This is a genomic window from Candidatus Poriferisocius sp. (genome assembly GCF_965202595.1).
Lineage (GTDB): Bacteria > Actinomycetota > Acidimicrobiia > Acidimicrobiales > Bin134 > Poriferisocius.
On the sequence record NZ_OZ241836.1, the window covers coordinates 230,245 to 248,369 of the forward strand.

An 18,125-nucleotide genomic window follows, 5' to 3' on the forward strand; every position below is an offset into this window, starting at 1 on the left:
TACAATGATTATTCCTGGCCGGTGGGGGGATCGGGGAAGTCCTCCTGCCGGCCACTGTTACGGCTTGGGGATTTTTAAGTCCTGGTGATGAGGCCGCCCGCCTGCTATAGCAGTGAGGTGGCACTTCGGCTGCAATTGATTGGTGGCGGCCGCATGGGTGAGGCTCTGCTCGGTGGCTTGCTGGCCGGCGGGTGGGCACAGCCCGGCGAGCTGGCGGTGGTGGAACCGATCCCGGCCCGGCGAGCGGAGTTGGCGGGGCGGTTCCCTGGCCTGACCGTGGCCGAGCAGCCGATTGATGGGGTTGAGGATGTGGTTTTGGCGGTCAAACCGGATGATGCCGCCGGCGCGGCCACCCGTCTCCGGGAGGCCGGTGTCACCAGGGTGCTCAGCATCGTGGCCGGGGTCACAACTGCGGCTCTGGAGGCGGTTTGGGATGGCGGGGTCACCACTGCGGCTCTGGTGGGGGTTTGGGATGGCGAAGTCAGGGTTGTTCGAGCCATGCCCAACACACCGGCGCTGATCGGCACCGGGGCGGCGGCAATTGCTCCGGGGCGAGGGGCCACCGATGAAGACCTGGCGTGGGCCACCACCATCCTTGAGGCGGTGGGCACGGTGGCGGTGTGTGACGAGTCGATGCTGGACGCTGTCACCGGGCTCTCGGGTTCGGGGCCGGCTTACGTGTTCTGGTTGGCTGAGACCTTGATGGCCGCGGGGGTGAAGGTCGGCCTTCCCGAGGCCATGGCTGATGCCCTCACCCGCCAGACCATTCTGGGGGCGGCCAAGCTGCTGGTGGAGTCCGGCGAGGCCCCTGCCGACCTGCGGGCCGCGGTGACCTCTCCGGGCGGCACCACCGCTCGGGGAATCGCTGAACTGGAGGATCGCCGGGCCGGAGCGGCTTTCGTGGCCGCGGTGACCGCTGCCACCGAGCGTAGCCGGGAGCTGGGTAAATCCTGATCCTTGGGGCACTTGTGTCCTTGGGGCATTTGTGGAGGCGGGGGTGGATATTGATATTTGGGGTATTTGAGGGGACTGGGTGGCACCCGGTCGGCCACTCGGCATAAGGTGATCGCCCTACCGCGGAGTTGAGGGGTATTTTGGTATGGCAAAGCCTGAAGGACGGGAGCGACTCATGACCGTGGCCGAGGTTGCCACTCTCATGAGAGTTTCGACGATGACGGTTTACCGGCTTATCAACGCGGGGGACCTTCCCTCCGTTCGGATTGGCAAGTCGTACCGATTGCGGGAGAGCGATGTGGATCACTACCTGGCCAGCCGCTACACCCAGGCTGGTTGAGGGCGTGGATCGCTACCTGGTCGGCCGGTACTCCTGGGCCGGTTTGTACCGCCTCGGTTGATACCGCCTCGGGGCACTGGCGCAGCCTTGCGCTACGACACCGTCTCGTTCTTGTCCGATTACGGGCTGGGTGATGAATTCGTCGGGGTGGTGAAGTCGGTCATCCGGTCTCTGGCTCCCGAGGTGGTGGTGGTGGACATCACCCATGACATTGCTCCTCACGATGTCAGGGCCGGGGGCCTGGCCCTGGCTCGCAGCGCCCAGTACCTGGTACCCGGGGTGGTGCTGGCCGTGGTCGATCCCGGAGTGGGGGGCAAGCGGCGGGCCGTGGCGGTGGAAGTGGGAGGCGGAACCTCGGTGCTGGTCGGCCCCGACAACGGCCTGCTGGCCCCGGCGGTGGCCATGGTCGGGGGAGCGACCCGAGTGGTGGAGCTGACCGCCGAGAAATACCACCTTCGCTCTCCCGGCCCTACATTCGCGGGCCGCGACGTGTTCGCTCCGGTGGCCGCCCACCTGTGTTCGGGGGTCGGGCTCGAAGACGTGGGCACGCCGATCCCTATGCACTCCCTGACTCCGGGAGTCGTGCCGGTGAGCCGTACCGGCGGCGACCGGATCGATGCCGAGGTGCTTTGGATCGATCGATTCGGGAACTTGCAGCTCAACCTCGACCCCTCCGACATCGACCCTATGGGTGATGTGCTGAGGATCACCGCGGGCGGTGTGGGTCGCAACGCCCGCCGGGTCAACTGCTTCAGCGATGTGAGCACTGGTGATCTGGGGATACTGGTAGACTCCTACGGGTTGGCGGCCGTTGCGGTCAACCGAGGTTCGGCAGCGATGGAGTTGAACTGCAAGGAGGGTGACTCCATCATCGTCGAATCGGGGGAGTCCGCTTTGGCCACCCCGGTGCAACTTCAACCCAGACCCCCGGAGGTGCCGGCATGAGACCGGGAACCACCATCGCTATCGCCGTGCCATGAGACCGGGAACCACCATCGTCATCGCCGTGCCATGAGACCGGGAACCACCATCGTCATCGCTGTTTTGCTGCTGGCCATCCTGGTGGCGGCGGCGGTCCAATTGTTCGTGCTGGCTCGCTGATCGGTATTACCGGTTGACCGTTATGCCCATCGAGGAAGCCCTCTACCCGGTGAACCTGCGGATCAGGGGTTACCGTTGCCTGGTGGTGGGGGGAGGCCAAGTGGCACTGGCCAAAACCGAAGGGCTGCTGGAAGCCGGGGCGAGGGTGGACGTGATCGCCCCCGATCCGGTTCCCGATCTGGAGAACCGCGAGCGGGTTACCGTTCACCGCCGCCGTTACCGCTCCGGGGACGTGGTTGGTTACCGCCTCGTGGTGGCGGCCACCGGCAACCGGGAGATCAACGCTCAGGTGTACCGCGATGGCGAGTCGTCCGGGGTGTGGGTGAACAGCGCCGATGACCCCGAGAACTGCTCGTTCACCCTCCCCAGCAAGATGCGCCGGGGGCCGATCATGGTTACCTGCTCCACCGGCGGCCACAGCCCGGCCCTGTCCCGCTGGCTCCGCCGCCGTTTTGAGGAAGAGATCGGACCCGAGTACGAGACGCTGCTGGGTCTGCTCAGCGAGGCCCGGGAGCGGTTCCGGGCCGCGGGCGTGTCCACCGAGGACCTGGCTTGGCAACAGGCACTGGATTCGGGGATGCTGGAGATGATCCGCTCCGGTGAAACCCGACGAGCACGAGACATCGTCGACCGCCTGGTCGATAACCCCGGATGAACCAGTGTCAGTACTTGCCATAGGCCTCAACCATCGAACAGCGCCCCTCGGCCTGCTGGAGCAGATGACCATTGACGAGTCCCACCAACCCAAGGCGCTGACCGACCTGATGGGGAGGGAGAACATATCCGAGGCGGTTGTGCTCTCCACCTGCAACCGCATCGAGGTTTACGCTTTTGCCGAGACCTTTCACGGGGCGTTCCAGAATGTGCGGGACTTTTTGTCCGAGACCGCTCATGTGCCCCCTGAGCGGTTCAGCGATGCTCTCTACGTCCACTACGAGGCCGATGCCGTGTCGCACCTGTTCGCGGTGACCAGCGGTTTGGATTCCGCGGTACTGGGCGAGCATGAGATTCAGGGTCAGGTGAGGAACGCATGGGAGGCAGCCCGGCTGGAGGGCACCTGCGGCACCACTCTGAATGCCCTGTTCCGTCATGCGGTGGAGGTTGGTAAGCGGGCCCGCTCCGAGACCGGCATCTCCCATCACATCACCTCGGTGTCCCACGCGGCCGTGGCTCTGGCCGGCGAGCGGCTGGGCGGGTTGGTCGGCCGTCGCATGATGGTGCTGGGAGCCGGGGACATGGGCGGGGGAATGGCCGCCGGCCTGGCCAACAGTGGGGTTGGAGAGGTTGTGGTGGCCAACCGCACCGCCGACCGGGCCGCGGAGCTGGCCCGCCGGGTGGGAGGCCGGTCGGTGGGTCTCGACGAGTTGGCCGCCGAGCTGGTGGCAGTGGATGTGCTTTTGACCTCCACCGGTGCGTCCTCGATGATTCTGGAGCACTGTGATGTGGCCGGGATCATGGCCCGGCGGGGACACCGCCCGCTGCTGATCGTGGATGTGGCCGTACCCCGGGACGTGGATCCGACCGCGGGCAACCTGGACGGGGTAACCCTGCTGGACATGGACGACCTGCGGGCCTTCGCCGACCGGGGCCTTCAGGAGCGTCGGGCCGAATCGGAACGGGTGCGAAACATCATCGGCCACGAGGTGAACCGCTACATGGATTACAGCTCGGCTCGGGAGGCGGCCCCCCTGGTAGCCGCGCTCCGGTCCCGGGCCGAGATCCTGCGCCGGGAGGAGCTGGATCGTCATGGCGGCGGGTTGTCGCCGGCCGAGCGGGAAGCAGCCGAGGCCGCCACCAGAAGGGTGGTGAACAAACTCCTGCACGAGCCCACCGTCAGGCTCAAGCAGGCTGCGGGGTCGCCGCGAGGTGATCGGTTGGCCGAAGCCCTACGGGATCTTTTCGATCTCTGATCCAATGCTGCGCGCCGCCACCCGAGGCAGCGCCTTGGCCCGCTGGCAAGCAGCCCACGTAGCCGATCTGCTGGGCGATGCCATCGACGTTCAACTGCTTGTTGTGACCACAACCGGCGACCGGCGAGCCGGCGAGCCCATATCGTCCATCGGCGGCAAGGGGGTGTTCGTCAAGGAGGTGCAGGCCGCGGTGCTGGACGGGCGGGCCGACCTGGCCGTCCACTCGGCCAAGGACCTGCCCGCCACCACCCCCGATGGTCTGGTGGTGGCTGCGGTGCCCCCCCGGGCCGATCCTCGGGACGCGCTGGTGGGCAGCCGGTTGGACGACCTTCCCCCCAAAGGGTTGGTGGCCACCGGCTCGGCCCGCCGCCGGGTTCAGCTCCGCCGGCTCCGCCCCGATCTGCGGTTCGCCGAGTTGCGGGGCAACATTGACACCCGGCTGGCCAAGGTGCCCGACTACCACGCAGTGATCATGGCCAAAGCCGCCCTGGACCGGCTGGGCGAGCATCCGAGCGTTGTGGCGGCGCTGGGTCGGCGGGGCGAGCAACCGAGCGTTGTGGCCGCCCTGGAGCGGCTGGGCGAGCAACCGAACGTTGTGGATGTGTTGGGTCGGCGGCGCGAGCAGCCGGCCATCGTGGATGTGTTGGACTGCGAGGTTATGGTTCCTCAGGTGGGTCAAGGGGCCCTGGCGGTGGAGTGCCGGGAGGGCGATGATCGGGTCCGCTCCCTTCTGGCCGCCATCGAGGATCCAATGGCCCGGCGAGCGGTGGACGCCGAGCGGGCCTTTCTGTCCACCCTGGGCGGTGATTGCACCTTGCCCGCGGGAGCCCACGCCCGGATACTCGACAACCGGGTGGTGATGCGGGCCGTGCTGGCCGGCGGTGTGGACGGCCGCTGCCACACCATGGTTGACGAGGGCAGCGACGGTGAATCCCTGGGCCAAGACTTGGCCCGCCGGTTGCTTGCCGCGGCCCGATGACCGTTTATCCACGATGGCAGGGTTGATGGGCATGGCGTTGAACACTCGCCGGTTGCTTGCTGCGGCCCGATGACCGTTTATCCACGATGGCAGGGTTGATGGGCATGGCGTTGAACACTCGCCGGTTGCTTGCTGCGGCCCGATGACCGTTTATCCACGATGGCAGGGTTGATGGGCATGGCGTTGAACACCCGCCGGTTGCTTGCTGCGGCCCGATGACCGTTTACCTGGTTGGTGCCGGGCCGGGCGATCCCGACCTTTTGACCCTGAGGGGGGCCGAGGTGTTGGCCGGTGCCGATGTGGTTGTGTACGACCGGCTCTCGGCCCCCTCGCTGCTGGATTTGGTTCCCGATGGGGCCGAGCGCGTATCAGTGGGCAAAACCCCCGGCGGTCCCCGCACTTCGCAGGAGGACATCAACGCCCTGTTGGTGGATCGGGGCCGAGCCGGCCGGCAAGTGGTGCGGCTCAAGGGGGGCGACCCTTTCGTGTTTGCTCGCGGTGGCGAGGAGGCCGCGGCGCTGGCTGCCGCGGGGGTTGCCTTTGAGATCGTGCCCGGTGTTACTGCCGCGGTGGCCGTTCCCGCCTATGCCGGGATCCCCGTGACCATGCGCTACTCCTCCACCTCCCTAACCGTGGTTACCGGTCACGAGGATCCGGCCAAGGGTGATGTGTCGGGTGATGGGGAGGATCCGGCCAAAAGCGATGTGTCGGGTGATGGGGAGGACCTGGCCAAAAATGATGGGTCGGTCAATTGGGAAGCGGTGGCTGCTTTGGGGGGCACGGTTGTGGTGCTCATGGGGGCGGCTCGCTGCCGCGCCATCTGCGATCGGCTCATAGCGGCGGGCTTGGCCGCCGACACCCCGGCGGCTGCCGTTCAGTGGGGCACTCGCCCGGACCAGCGCACGCTACGAGCCACGGTGGGGACTCTGGCCGGTTTGAGCCCCGAACCGCCGAGCACCATTGTGATCGGCGAGGTGGCAGCGGTGGATCTGGCCTGGTTCGAGAACCGGCCGCTGTTCGGGCGGCGCATCGTGGTGACCCGAGCCCAACCTCGGGCCTCGGCCCTGGCCGCTGAGCTGCGGCGGCGGGGAGCGGAAACCGTGGAGTTGCCGACCATCGCCTTCGAACCTCCCGACGACCTCGACCTCATGGCCCGGGCCGCGGCTCAGGTCGGTGGCTACGACTGGGTTGTGTTCACCTCGCCCACCGGGGTGGCCCGGTTCCTGGAGCAGCTTCGAGATGCTCGCGACCTGGGCGGGGTGCAGGTGGCAGCCATCGGGCCGGGGACGGCGGCCGCGCTGGCCGAGCGCAACGTCATTGCCGATCTGGTTCCGGGCCGGTTCGTGGCCGAGGCTCTGCTGGAGGCCATGCCCCGCGGGCCGGGACGGGTGCTCATCCCCCGAGCCGAGACCGCCCGCGACGTGCTGCCCGAGGGTTTGGCCGCCGCGGGTTGGGATGTGGATGTGGTTCCCGTGTACCGCACGGTGGCCCCGCCCCCCGATCCCACCGCCCCCGCCCGGCTGGCCGGGGCCGAGGTCATCACCTTCACCTCGTCCTCCACGGTGACCAACTTCGTGGATATCCACGGCACCGGCGGGGTGCCCCCGGTGGTGGCCACCATTGGGCCGATTACCACCGCCACTGCCCGCAACCGGGGCCTGGAGGTAGCAGTGGAGGCCACCGAGCACACCATCGCCGGTTTGGTGGCCGCTCTGGAGGATTTCTTCACCCGCTGAGAGGCGGCGGTTCCACCGGGGGCATTCGGATTTCTTCGCCCGCTGAGATCCAATGGCTTTTCCCGCTCCTCACCGGGGGCGCTCGGATTTCTTTGCCCGCTGATATCCAACCTTTCCGGGGCTTGCTCGCTGGTTGGCTGGGCCGATTTGAGTTCTAGGATCAGCCGGTATGGCCACCAACCGGGATTTGTTCGAGCGGGCGCAGAGGGTCATTCCCGGGGGGGTCAACTCGCCGGTGCGCTCGTTCCGGTCGGTGGGGGGGACTCCCTACTTCGTGGCCCGGGCCGAGGGACCCTATGTGTGGGATGTGGAGGGGAACCGCTACATCGACTACGTGCAGAGCTATGGCCCCGGCATTTTGGGCCATACCCATCCGGCGGTGACCGCGGCGATCGCCGAAGCGGCCGCGGGCGGTACCAGCTACGGGGCCCCCACCGAGCGCGAGGTGGTGCTGGCCGAGCTGCTGTGCGACCGGGTTCCCGGTTTGGCATGGACAAGGCTCACTTGCAGCGGTACCGAGGCGGCCATGGCTGCCGTCAGGCTGGCCCGGGGGGCAACCGGTCGCAGCAAGATCATCAAATTCGCCGGCTGCTACCACGGTCACAGCGACGCTCTTTTGGCGGCGGGGGGCAGCGGGGTGGCCAATCAGGGACTGGCCGGCTCGGCCGGGGTGACTCCCGGGGCGGTGGCCGACACCGTGGTGGCTCCTTACAACGAGATTCCCGAGATGGATGCCGAGGTGGCCGCAGTGCTGGTGGAACCGGTGGCGGCCAACATGGGGGTGGTGGCTCCGGCCCCCGGCTTTCTGGAGGGTTTGCGGGCGGCCTGTGACCGATCCGGGGCCCTCCTGGTGTTCGATGAGGTGATAACCGGTTTCCGGCTGGCCCCCGGGGGGGCCACCGAGTGGTTCGGGGTCATCCCCGACCTGTGGTGCTTTGGCAAGGTGGTGGGGGGCGGCCTGCCCATCGGCGTTTTCGGGGGGCGATCCGAGCTGATGGACCACCTGGCCCCACTGGGTGGGGTGTACCAGGCCGGGACTCTGTCGGGGAACCCGCTGGCCACCGCGGCCGGTCTGGCCACGCTCGAGCTTTTGACCCCCGATGCCTACCGCACACTGGCCGGCACCGCCGCTCGGCTGGCCACTGGACTGGTGGCCGCTGCTGCTGCCGCCGGCGTGGCCTGCACGGTGCCCCGGGTGGGGTCGCTGCTCGGCCTGTTCTTCTGCGAGGAACCCCCCTCGAACTTCGATCAGGCTCGGGCCGCCGCCGAGAACGGCATTTACCCCCGAGTGTTCCATGCCCTCCTGGATGCCGGCGTGTCGTTCGCCCCCGGCCCCTACGAGGCCCTGTTTCCAAGCCTGGCCCACACCGGTTCTCACTTAGATGCCACTGTTGAGGCTTTCGCGGCTGCTTTGTAGATGTACTCGGCTGTTTTGGGGTTGTCGGGATCCATGAGGTTGGCCATGATGCGCAGGGCCCACTCCATGATCGGCCGGGATTGCATGCCGATCCGGGTTAGTTCCCGCAGCAGCGCCGGTTTGCCGATGAGCCGGGCAAACAGGCGGGCCACCCGAAAGTAATCCCCGTAGCATTCGTCCAGCAGGTTCGGGTACCGCCAGATCACCCCGCCGTCACCGGTGGCCAGGGCCTCGGCCACCAGATCGGCGGCCATCCGACCCGTCTCGTAGGCGTAGTCGATGCCCTCACCGTTGAACGGGTTGACCGACCCGGCCGCGTCCCCCACCACCAGGTGGTTGGGCCCCACCTTGGGGTTGACCGACCCGGCCATGGGCAGGCGCCCCCCCACCGGGTCCATCAGCGGCCGGTTGGGGTCGATCTCCCAGTGGGCGGGCAGGGTGGCCGCGAACTCCCGCATCAAGTGGGAGGTGTTGACCGAGGTGTAGTCACGAAACGTGGACAGCAGACCCACGCCCACGTTCACGCTCCCGTCGCCCACGGGGAAGATCCAGCCGTATCCCGGCAGTGAATTGCCGTTGCGGTCCCGCACATCCAGGGCGCTCTCGATCCAGGGGGTGTCGTGGAGCGGGCTCTCGAAGTATGTGCGGATGGCCATGCCCTGGGGGTAGGTCCGGTCCCGGGCCGTTCCCAGGGCCCGGCCGAACCGGGAGTTGGCCCCGTCGGCGACCACCACATAGCGGGCCCGTACCCGGTCGGTGCCGCCCGTTATGGTGTTCTTCACCTCGACCCCGTCCAGCAGCCCGTTGACCAGCAGCGGTCGGGTGGCTTCAACCCCGAGCCGGAGTTCGGCCCCCCCGGCTACCGCGTGGTCGGCCACCAGTTGGTCGAGCTCCCGCCTCCGCACCACATAGCCGTAGTCGGGGAATACCGGGTGGCGGGGCCAGGCCAATTCCATGGTCCGGCCATGGGCCACCGCCCGCAAACCCCGGTAACGGTGGTAGCGGATCATCCGGTGACCCAAACCCATGTCGTTCAGCGCCTTTACCGCCCGGGGGGTGAGTCCATCGCCGCACGTTTTGTCACGGGGGAACTGCTTGCGCTCCACCACCACCACGTCCAGCCCGTGCCGGGCCGCCCAGTAGGCCGTGGCGGCTCCGGCCGGGCCACCGCCGACGACCAGAAGGTCGCGGGAAGTGGTCAGTTCTCCCCCAGAAGGTCGCGGGAAGTGGTCAGTTCTCCCCGATCCCGGCCCCGGCGAGTAGGTTGCGCAGCGTGCTGGGGAAGACCTGCCCGATCTCGAAGTCCTCCGGTAATGTTGCTCCGGCATCGAACAGCTCCTCCAGTTCGACCAGGTCGGCTTCCGAGGCTCCGCCGAGTTCGGCCCGCTCGAAGTAGGTAACCGCCAGTATCTCCCGGGCGCTCAGCTTGTCGCCGAAAGCGGGCATGCCGTTGGCGGCACCCACCGACAGATCACCGCCGTCGCCGTAGGGGGTGCCGGGTTCGGGCGGTGAGCCGTTGATCACCCAGATGACGTGGTCCTCCCAGTCGTTGAATGTTCGAATCACGTCGCCGTTGCTCAGCGCGGGGCCGACCCCACCTCCGCCCTCGGCCCCGTGGCAGCCGGCGCACCCGCCGTCGTTCTCGTAGACCTCGCGACCCAGGGCAACTATCTCGCTGTCCTGCTCCGGCGACTCCAGGGTACCGGCGAAGATGATGGCCCAGAACGGCAGGAAGATCAGCACCGGTACCGCCCATACCGGGATCTTCTTGCGGGTCAGTGCGGCTTTGACCCAGGGCTTGATGGGTTCGGGTTGAGGCTTGGGATCCGGCTTCAGTTCGGGCAGTTCGGGTAGGGAGGGAGCCGTTGCCGCCGGGGTTCGGGTTTGGGCTACGGCGGGAGCGGCGGTGGTTTCCGAGGGGGGAACCGATGCGGCCGGTTCGCCGTCAACGGTCGCGCCGAGAGCCTTGCGGCGATCCTTCGATCGTTGCAGCAGATGCTCGGGTACCTCGGTCAACGCTCCTCCGGTGTGCCTCCCGGCCGGCAGATCAGCCGACCCGGTGACACATTAGGCCCGCCCGGTGCCGGCGGCCCAACTATTCATCCCCCAAGTATTCATCCCTCAAGTATTCATCCCCCAAGTATTCATCCCCCAACTATTCATGGCGTTCATAACCAACTGTTGCGGGGTCGCCTGGGCAAGGGGCATGGTTGGCGGGCACTTTGATGTGTAGTAGCGCGTGGCGCGGCTACTACTATCTTTGGCAACCGCACCCTTGAGGGGAGGAACGTGGCCGCCAAGAGGCCCATAGACAACGCTGTCACCAATTTCTACAAGGCCATGGGGGCGGTTTTTGCCCTGTTCATGGCCCTGTGGGCCTTTATTGCCGTTCACCAGTACGACGAGGGTCTGGGGGCTCCGTATTTCAATGTGGCCTTCACCGCCAGCTCGGTGGTGGCGGTTCTGGGTACGGTGGCCTTCCTGGAGTACGCCCGCCGCCGGCCGGTGGGGGCCTATCACACCTGGGGCGAGGCCATGCTGGCGGCAGCGGCGGTGTTCTTCCTGCTGTTCTGGGTCTACGGCGTGGTGCCCCATCAGTGGCTGGTGTACGCCGACAGCGAGCTGGGCTGGCGCAAGGACCGTCTCATCGAGGGCTACCATGTGGGTGGTCAGGGCATCATTGCCTGGGCTCTGCCGTTCGACCTTCCCTACCTGGTGCTGCGAGATGTTGTGGCGGTGCTGATCTACGGCGTGGGTCTGGCCGGGAACGTGGCCGGTTGGATGGTGTGGCAGAACCGGGGCAAGACCGCCCCGGTGGAGGTGGAGAAGTCCGAGTACGGGCGACCGATCGTGAAAAAGGGGGTAACGGTCTGATGGCCGACGGCGATACCAACCCCCCCGAACCGGGGGTCAGTGAGCAGGAGTACGAGAAGTTCGACACGCTGTGGACGACGATTGCCAACGCCAACCCCCCCATGCCGGAGTTCCGGGACGACTACGTGCTGGTTGAGGTGGACAACGAGTACCTCCAGAGCCAGGTGAAGCCCAAGCAGTTCATCCACATCGATCAGTCCGAATGCATCATGTGCGAGGGTTGTGTGGACATCTGCCCGTGGAAGTGCATTCACATGGTGACCCCGGATGCGGTGGACATGGCGGTGGGGGCCGAGCAGCCCGGTGTGGACCCCAGCGACCATGTGATCTTCACCATCGACGAGGATGCCTGTACCCGCTGCGCCCTGTGTGTGGATCGGTGCCCCACCGGTGTGATTACCCTGGGCCGGCTGGGCGATCCGGGGGGAGACGGCGACCCCCACCAGCGTATGACCAGCTACGGCTACGGCTACGGGATGAGATTGGCCTAGAACTAGGCCCGGACGAACGCAACAGGACACGGGGAGAAACGTGGCAAAACAGCCCAGACCACCGGCGAGCGAGCGGGCCAAGCAGGCCGTCAGCGGCATGCTGAGCGATGTTCAGGGGTCGCAGGCCTGGTCGTCCATATTCCGTCCGGGTTCCATCTTCAGGAAGGGCTACAGCGACAGCCCCCGGAACCGCAGCTACGTCATCATGAACAGCGTGCTCTACCACCTTCATCCGGTGAAGGTGAAGCGTCACGCGGTGAAGGTCAGCTACACCTTGTGCCTGGGCGGCCTCAGCTTCTTCCTGTTCATCCTGCTCACGGTGACCGGTATCTTCTTGATGTTCTTCTACCGGCCCACCGCCGCCCAGGCCTGGGACGACATCTACAACCTCCAGACCTCGGTCACCTTCGGGCTTCTGGTGCGGAACATGCACCGGTGGGCCGCGCACCTCATGGTGATAACCGTGTTTTTGCACATGGCCCGGGTTTTCTACCACGGGGCCTACAAGCCGCCCCGGGAGTTCAACTGGGTCATAGGGGTCATCCTTTTGACCCTCACCCTGCTGCTGTCGTTCACCGGCTACCTGCTTCCCTGGGACCAGTTGGCCCTGTGGGCGGTGACGGTGGGAACCAACATGATGGGCTTCACCCCGGTATTCGGCGATCAAGTGCGCTTCGTGCTGCTCGGCGGGGTGGAGATCGGCACTGACACCTTGCTGCGATGGTATGTGTTGCACGTGCTGATGTTGCCCTTCGTGATCGTCATTTTCATGGCTATCCACTTCTGGCGAGTTAGAAAGGACGGAGGTATTTCCGGGCCCCTCTAAGGAGCGATGCCACCACGCCGCTCCGGCCCCACCCCAAAGCCCATGGCCGAAGTTCCCGAACATCTCCTGAAGCGGGCCCAGCAGGCTCGCGAGCGCGCCGAGGCCCAGCAGGGCAGTGCCGGTTCCGACGCGCCCGGTTCCGACGCGCCCGGTTCTGCCGATGCCCCGTCCGGGGAATCCTCGGGTGGTCCCCGGATTCCCGATCACCTGCTGGACCGGTCCCGGTCGGCTCGCGAGCAGGCCGCCTCCGGGGGGTCCGGGGGGTTGGCCCCCGCACCGGCCACCGGTGCCGCCACCGCAGTGGCCGCCGCCCCGGCGGTGGCTCAGCCGGCGGCCACCGGACCGGGAGGCGGTACCCAGCGGTTGCTCACCGTGGTCAAGTCGGGCTCGATCCAAGATGTCAAGGCCATGCCCGCCGACAAGGTCCATGTCTGGCCCCACCTGCTGGTGGTGGAGTTCGTGGCTGCGCTGGTCTTCACCGCCTTCACCTTGATCTTCTCGATCTTCGTGAACGCCCCGCTGCTGGAGCTGGCCAACTTCAACGAGACCCCCAACCCGTCCAAGGCCCCCTGGTACTTCCTCGGCCTTCAGGAGCTGCTCACCATGTTCCACCCGATGGTGGCCGGGGTGACCATTCCCGGAATCGGGTTGTTCCTGCTGATTTTGGCCCCCTACATCGACCGCAATCCCAGCAAGCGACCCGAGGATCGCAAGTTCGCCATCTCGATCATGACCATTCACCTGATGTTCTGGGCCACGCTGGTTCTCATCGGCTCGTTCTTCCGGGGCCCCGGCTTCAACTTCGTCTTCCCGTGGGAAGCCGGTCTCTTCTTCGATCTCTAGGAATTGCCCGTGGGTATTGCACTCTCCATCGCCATACCGATCATCGTGGTGGCCGCCGCGATCATGCTGGTGGCCGCGGCCCGCCGCCGGGAGACCATGGCCGCCGAGGGGCACCTGAACCGGGAGACCCGCCGCCGGGATCGCGGCCGGGTGGCCGTCGACGGCGAACCCGTTGCCGGCCCCACCGGCCGGGAGGTGGAGAGGGCCGCGGTGGTGGCTCGCCAATCCGCCGGCACCGAGGTGGTGGAGGCGGTGGATGCGTCGGTCGAGGAGTGGACCCCGCCCCATCCCGAGATGGTCGGGGTGAGCCGCCGCCAGTTCCTGAATCGCAGCACGGTGGCCATGATGGGTTTTGGCCTCAGTGGTTTCGGTGCCGCTTGCATAGCCTTCTTGTGGCCGCCGTTCGTCACCGGTTTCGGTGCCGACGTGAACGTGGGCCTGGTGGACGATGTGAAGTCCCGCATCAAGGATGAGAACGGTTTCCTTTATATTCCCGAGGGTCGCGCCTGGGTGACGGAGTACCCGCAAGCCGCCTTGCAGAAGGCGCAGAACGTGTACAGCGCTCCGGAGTTGGCGGGGATCGAGTCCGGGCTGATTGCCTTGTTCCAGAAGTGCCCCCATCTGGGGTGCCGGGTGCCGTCGTGTTTGACCTCGCAGTGGTTCGAGTGCCCGTGCCACGGATCCCGCTACAACCAGGTGGGCGAGAAGCGGGGTGGGCCCGCTCCCCGGGGCATGGACAGGTTCGCCATGTCGGTCAACTCCAAGGGGGAGTTCATCATCCGCACCGGCACCATTATCCAGGGGCCCCCCATCGGGGTGAACACCACCGGCCAGGAGCCCGAGGGGCCGAGCTGTCTTGGGGGAGCATCGCACTGATGTTCGAGTATCCCCGCCGATTCGATGCTCCAACCTGGTGGGGGCCGAGCTGTCTTGGGGGAGCATCGCACTGATGCCCCTGCTTGCCGCTTCTACCCAGCGCAATCTGGGCATGGCCATCGCGGTTGTCGCCATTGTTGGCTTTGCCATCTACCTCATCTACAACGTGTTGTGGGCGGGTCGGGAGGAGAGGGGATCGGAGCTGGAGCTGGCCCCCAACCGCAAGCCCTACATGAACGATCAGGAGCTGGAGACCAGAAGGTTGGACCTGGCCCTGGCCGGGGGGCTGGCAACCCTGGTCATCATCGGCGTGGCCCTGCCCCTGTACTGGTTGGGGGAGCCGGGCCGCCAGCAGGGCTACGTGGAGGACTCCCGGAGGCAGTTCACCAGCCGGGGGGGCGAGATGTTCGAGGAGCAATGCTCGGACTGTCACGGCGGCGGCGGTTTGGGTGGCTCCACCGCCACGACGATCGTGGACGACAGCGGCAATTTCGTGACCCCGGTCCAGTGGGAGGTTCCCGCGCTCACCACCACGCTGTACCGCTTCTCCGAGGACGAGGTGCGTCACATCCTCAATTACGGCCGCCCCCCCACCCCCATGCAAGCGTGGGGGGCACCCGGCGGAGGTCCTTTGACCACCCAGCAGGTTGACGAGCTCATCCAGTACATTCAGAGCATCCAGCTCTCCCCCGAGGAGGTGGAGCAAGAAGTGCTGGACGGCCTCATCCTTCAAGTTCGCGGGGACGTGTTGGAGGCCAACCCCGAGCTGGGGGCGCGATTGGCCGAGGCCAACGATGCGGTGAGGCAGGCGGGGGCCGACGAGGCCGCGGCCGAGGCTGCCGCCCGCAACCTGGCCGCGGTCGAGCAGGAGATTCGCGAGACCAGCGAGCAGTACATACGTGATCTGCCCGGGGTGGATGGGGCATCGGCGGCCCGGGGGGAGCTGCTGTTCAACAACGGGGTTTACGGCTGCGCCCGCTGCCACACCCCGAGGGACTCGTGGCGGTTCACCGTACCCGAGGAAGCGCCCGGGGAGGATCCGAAGACCTACGAACAGGGTTCCCCCGAGGAGGCCGAGGTCGTCGCCCGGTTGGGGTCGCTGATCCCCGAGCGGGAACCCGGCGGGGGTGCGTTCGGCCCCAACCTCACCAACGGGTCCACCAAGCGCCAGTTCGACACCGCCGGTGACCATGCCGGCTTCGTCGCCGAGGGTTCCCAGGAGGGGAAGGCTTTCGGCAACTTCGGCCAGGGCGACGGTGGGGGTCAGATGCCGGCCTTTGGTGTTTGCGTGGGTGACCGGGACTCGGGTGAGCGCAGCCCGATCCACGGTTTCTGCACCTTGACCGACGGCAGTCCCCGACCCGGGATGTTGACCCCCGAACAAATCGACGACATCGTGGCTTACGAGCGGGGGTTGTAGGCAAGCATGGGAGAATTGTTCAGCTTCATTCCGGCCCCGTACCTGGCTTACGAGTGGGGGTTGTAGGCAAGCATGGGCTCGGTTATTTCCTTGCTGGTTGCACCCGCAGCCATCTCGTTCGACAACGAGGTGCGCGGCCTGCTGGTGGTGTTGCTGGGCTCGGCCATCCTCATGGGATCGGTGTGGCTCATCGTGTCCACCAACACCGGCTTTCGCCTGGGGTCCCTCATCGCCATATCGGCCATATTCGGGTGGACGGCCATCATGTCGTTGATCTGGGCCCTCTACGGCATCGGCCTCCAGGGAGCCCGCCCCACCTGGGAGGTCCAGGCCATCCATATCGGCAACCCATCGGTGACGGCCAATGAGGCCAACCCCCCTCCCGGGATTCTGGATGACCTGCCCAACCCGGTGACCTGCGACCGGCTCGGCGATCAGGACTGCCTGCCCCGGGCCATCGAAATCGTCAGGACCCTGGGTAGCAGCGAGGTGCGGGCCGAGTTGGACTCCATTGATGGTGAGACCATCAGGGCCGAGGTCTCCGCATTCCACGCCGCTCTGGCCGGCAACGACTCCCGCAAGCTCACCGGGGCCGAACTCGAGGCCGACATCGAGCGCCTGATCGACCAGCAGCGCATCCGCAACGAGGATCTGACCCTGAGCGAGTTGAAGGGCATCGCTCCCGGGTTGATCGACGAGGCCCAGAGCCGAGGCTGGCTGGAGCTGGGCGACTGGAATCTGGAGGCCACCCAGGCCGCCGGGGAGGCCATAACCGAGGCCGGCGACTACCTGACCCAGGCCGATCTGGGATTCGGGCCCACCGATGACCAGAGCAACAGCTTCGTGGTGCTGGATGCCTTCCAGCAGGGTGGCAAACCTCCACGGCTGAGCGATGGGGTTTGGGAGCGGGTCAGCAACAAGGTGATCACCAGCGCCATGCCCCGCCATCCCACCAACTACACGGTGGTGCAGGTGCAGCGGTCGCTGTACAAGCCGACCGTGGCTGGCCAGGCCCCTCCCCCCGTCGAGGTGGATACCGGCGAGCCGGTCATCTCGGTGCTTTTACGCCGCAACCTGGGCCGTTTCCGCCTACCCGGCATTTTGGTGGCCATAGGTTCCGGGTTGCTGTTTTTGGCATCCCTGCTGATGCTCCACACCCGCGACCTGGAGGTTCGCCGCCGCTTGGAGGGCGGGAGCGCGGCCCCGTGATCGACCGGGGGTAGATCGCGATGACCGGCCAGTACCTGCCGATCCTCGCCCTCGGGGTGCTGGCCGTGTTGTTTGCCGCCCTCAGCTTCGGTGCATCCCGCCTGCTGGCTCCCCGGCGGCAGACCCGGGCCAAGCTGGCTCCCTACGAGTGCGGGGTCGCCGAGAGCGGTGATGTCCCGGAGCGGTTCGGGGTGCGGTTCTTTCTCATCGCCATGATCTTCATAGTCTTCGACATCGAGATCATCTTCTTGTACCCCTGGGCGGTGTCCTACCGGGGGTTGGGTCTGTTCGGCCTGGTGGCCATGGGGGTGTTCGCCCTGGTGGTGTTCGAGTCCTTCGTCTATCTCATAGGCAACGGGGCTCTGGACTGGGGGCCGGCGCGGTCCTCGTGGCGGCGCGACCCCCGGGTGTTGGCCCACCGCACCAGCGACACCACCATCCGCCGGGTTGGTTTGGACGGTCGCGGTTCTGCGGGTGGGGTTGGTTTGGATGGTCGCGGTTCTGCGGGTGGGGTTGGTTTGGATGGTCGCGGTTCTGCGGGGGAGGCGGCGTGAAGTTGCCGCTTCTGGGCGATTCCGAGGCCATCGCCGGCCGGGGCCTGGAGGGATTGGACCACAATTTTTTGACCGGCAGGATCGAGGATCTGGTCAAGTGGTCCCGGGCCCGAAGCTGCTGGCCCGCCACCTTCGGCTTGGCTTGCTGCGCCATAGAGATGATGGCCACCGGTGGGGCCCACTACGACCTGGCCCGTTACGGCATGGAGGTGTTCAGAGCCTCTCCCCGCCAGGCCGATCTGATGATCGTGGCCGGCCGCGTCTCGCAGAAGATGGCTCCCATACTGCGCCGCATATACGACCAGATGATGGAGCCCAAGTGGGTGATCTCCATGGGGGTATGCGCTTCCAGCGGCGGCATGTTCAACAACTACGCCATCGTGCAGGGGGTGGATCAGATCGTGCCGGTGGATGTGTACGCCCCCGGCTGCCCGCCCGGCCCGGAGACGCTCATGCACGCCATCTTGACCCTCCACGACAAGATCCTCAGCGGGGAGATCACCCGCCGCCGGGATCAAACCGGGGCTGGGGCCAACCTGACGGTGAGCGAGAGCGGGGGGCCCGGTACCACGGGGGGTGCCAAAGGTAGTACCAC

General features: G+C 66.6%; 18 protein-coding genes and 1 pseudogene. 17 read left to right on the plus strand and 2 right to left on the minus strand.

Going from position 1 to position 18,125, the window contains the following annotated elements; genetic code table 11:
• Positions 1–117: 117 nt before the first annotated feature.
• The 8 genes from proC to hemL all read left to right on the plus strand — a co-directional run bounded on the left by proC (position 118) and on the right by hemL (position 8,437).
• The gene (proC, locus tag ACOGXC_RS01450; protein WP_419918956.1) at positions 118–954 is read left to right on the plus strand and encodes a pyrroline-5-carboxylate reductase; all 837 of its coding nucleotides are present in this window, start codon (positions 118–120) and stop codon (positions 952–954) included.
• A gap of 145 nt (positions 955–1,099) precedes the next feature.
• A complete protein-coding gene (locus ACOGXC_RS01455; protein WP_419918957.1) occupies positions 1,100–1,294 on the plus strand; it encodes a helix-turn-helix domain-containing protein in 195 nt (64 codons plus the stop codon).
• Between the two features lie 57 nt (positions 1,295–1,351).
• Positions 1,352–2,239, plus strand: coding sequence for an SAM hydrolase/SAM-dependent halogenase family protein (locus tag ACOGXC_RS01460; RefSeq protein ID WP_419918958.1), 888 nt, complete (start codon positions 1,352–1,354; stop codon positions 2,237–2,239).
• A gap of 178 nt (positions 2,240–2,417) precedes the next feature.
• Positions 2,418–3,050 (plus strand): precorrin-2 dehydrogenase/sirohydrochlorin ferrochelatase family protein, encoded by a 633-nt coding sequence (locus tag ACOGXC_RS01465; RefSeq protein ID WP_419918959.1) that lies wholly within the window; start codon positions 2,418–2,420, stop codon positions 3,048–3,050.
• Entirely contained in the window at positions 2,995–4,305 is a 1,311-nt protein-coding gene (locus tag ACOGXC_RS01470) for a glutamyl-tRNA reductase (RefSeq protein WP_419918960.1), read from the plus strand. Before ACOGXC_RS01465 ends, ACOGXC_RS01470 begins: the two co-directional genes overlap by 56 nt.
• Positions 4,306–4,309: 4 nt before the next feature.
• Complete coding sequence (gene hemC / locus ACOGXC_RS01475) at positions 4,310–5,284, plus strand: hydroxymethylbilane synthase (protein ID WP_419918961.1); 975 nt, start codon at positions 4,310–4,312, stop codon at positions 5,282–5,284.
• Between the two features lie 215 nt (positions 5,285–5,499).
• Positions 5,500–7,020, plus strand: a complete 1,521-nt coding sequence (gene cobA / locus ACOGXC_RS01480; RefSeq protein WP_419918962.1) for a uroporphyrinogen-III C-methyltransferase — start codon at positions 5,500–5,502, stop codon at positions 7,018–7,020.
• 169 nt (positions 7,021–7,189) lie between these two features.
• Entirely contained in the window at positions 7,190–8,437 is a 1,248-nt protein-coding gene (gene hemL, locus ACOGXC_RS01485; RefSeq protein ID WP_419918963.1) for a glutamate-1-semialdehyde 2,1-aminomutase, read from the plus strand.
• Here the strand turns inward: hemL and ACOGXC_RS01490 are convergent.
• Together ACOGXC_RS01490 and ACOGXC_RS01495 are read right to left on the minus strand one after the other, a co-directional pair.
• The gene (locus ACOGXC_RS01490) at positions 8,395–9,765 is read right to left on the minus strand and encodes a geranylgeranyl reductase family protein (protein WP_419918964.1); all 1,371 of its coding nucleotides are present in this window, start codon (positions 9,763–9,765) and stop codon (positions 8,395–8,397) included. The two genes, hemL and ACOGXC_RS01490, sit on opposite strands and share 43 nt — an antisense overlap.
• A complete protein-coding gene (locus ACOGXC_RS01495; protein ID WP_419918965.1) occupies positions 9,668–10,453 on the minus strand; it encodes a c-type cytochrome in 786 nt (261 codons plus the stop codon). Before ACOGXC_RS01495 ends, ACOGXC_RS01490 begins: the two co-directional genes overlap by 98 nt.
• Positions 10,454–10,726: 273 nt before the next feature.
• Between ACOGXC_RS01495 and ACOGXC_RS01500 the strand changes: the two genes are divergently transcribed.
• From ACOGXC_RS01500 to ACOGXC_RS01540, 9 genes and pseudogenes are all read left to right on the plus strand, one after another.
• Positions 10,727–11,311, plus strand: a complete 585-nt coding sequence (locus ACOGXC_RS01500; RefSeq protein WP_419918966.1) for a hypothetical protein — start codon at positions 10,727–10,729, stop codon at positions 11,309–11,311.
• On the plus strand, positions 11,311–11,802 hold the full coding sequence (locus tag ACOGXC_RS01505; protein WP_419918967.1) for an NADH-quinone oxidoreductase subunit I: 492 nt from the start codon (positions 11,311–11,313) through the stop codon (positions 11,800–11,802). The genes ACOGXC_RS01500 and ACOGXC_RS01505 overlap by 1 nt, the downstream gene beginning before the upstream one ends.
• A 97-nt stretch (positions 11,803–11,899) precedes the next feature.
• The gene (gene extP, locus ACOGXC_RS01510) at positions 11,900–12,628 is read left to right on the plus strand and encodes a selenite/tellurite reduction operon b-type cytochrome ExtP (RefSeq protein ID WP_419920097.1); all 729 of its coding nucleotides are present in this window, start codon (positions 11,900–11,902) and stop codon (positions 12,626–12,628) included.
• Positions 12,629–12,670: 42 nt separating this feature from the next.
• Entirely contained in the window at positions 12,671–13,471 is an 801-nt protein-coding gene (locus tag ACOGXC_RS01515) for a menaquinol-cytochrome c reductase cytochrome b subunit (protein ID WP_419918968.1), read from the plus strand.
• 9 nt (positions 13,472–13,480) lie between these two features.
• Positions 13,481–14,347: a ubiquinol-cytochrome c reductase iron-sulfur subunit gene (locus tag ACOGXC_RS01520; protein WP_419918969.1), complete on the plus strand. Its 867-nt coding sequence runs from the start codon at positions 13,481–13,483 to the stop codon at positions 14,345–14,347.
• Between the two features lie 73 nt (positions 14,348–14,420).
• Positions 14,421–15,767 (plus strand): c-type cytochrome, encoded by a 1,347-nt coding sequence (locus ACOGXC_RS01525; protein WP_419918970.1) that lies wholly within the window; start codon positions 14,421–14,423, stop codon positions 15,765–15,767.
• A 90-nt stretch (positions 15,768–15,857) separates the two neighbouring features.
• Positions 15,858–16,976 carry a hypothetical protein gene (locus tag ACOGXC_RS01530; RefSeq protein ID WP_419918971.1) on the plus strand — a complete coding sequence of 373 codons (1,119 nt, stop codon included), beginning with the start codon at positions 15,858–15,860 and terminating at the stop codon, positions 16,974–16,976.
• A 20-nt stretch (positions 16,977–16,996) separates the two neighbouring features.
• The gene (locus ACOGXC_RS01535) at positions 16,997–17,530 is read left to right on the plus strand and encodes an NADH-quinone oxidoreductase subunit A (RefSeq protein WP_419918972.1); all 534 of its coding nucleotides are present in this window, start codon (positions 16,997–16,999) and stop codon (positions 17,528–17,530) included.
• A gap of 29 nt (positions 17,531–17,559) precedes the next feature.
• Positions 17,560–18,063 (plus strand): annotated as a pseudogene (locus tag ACOGXC_RS01540) (NADH-quinone oxidoreductase subunit B); the annotation flags it as partial.
• Positions 18,064–18,125: the final 62 nt, after the last annotated feature.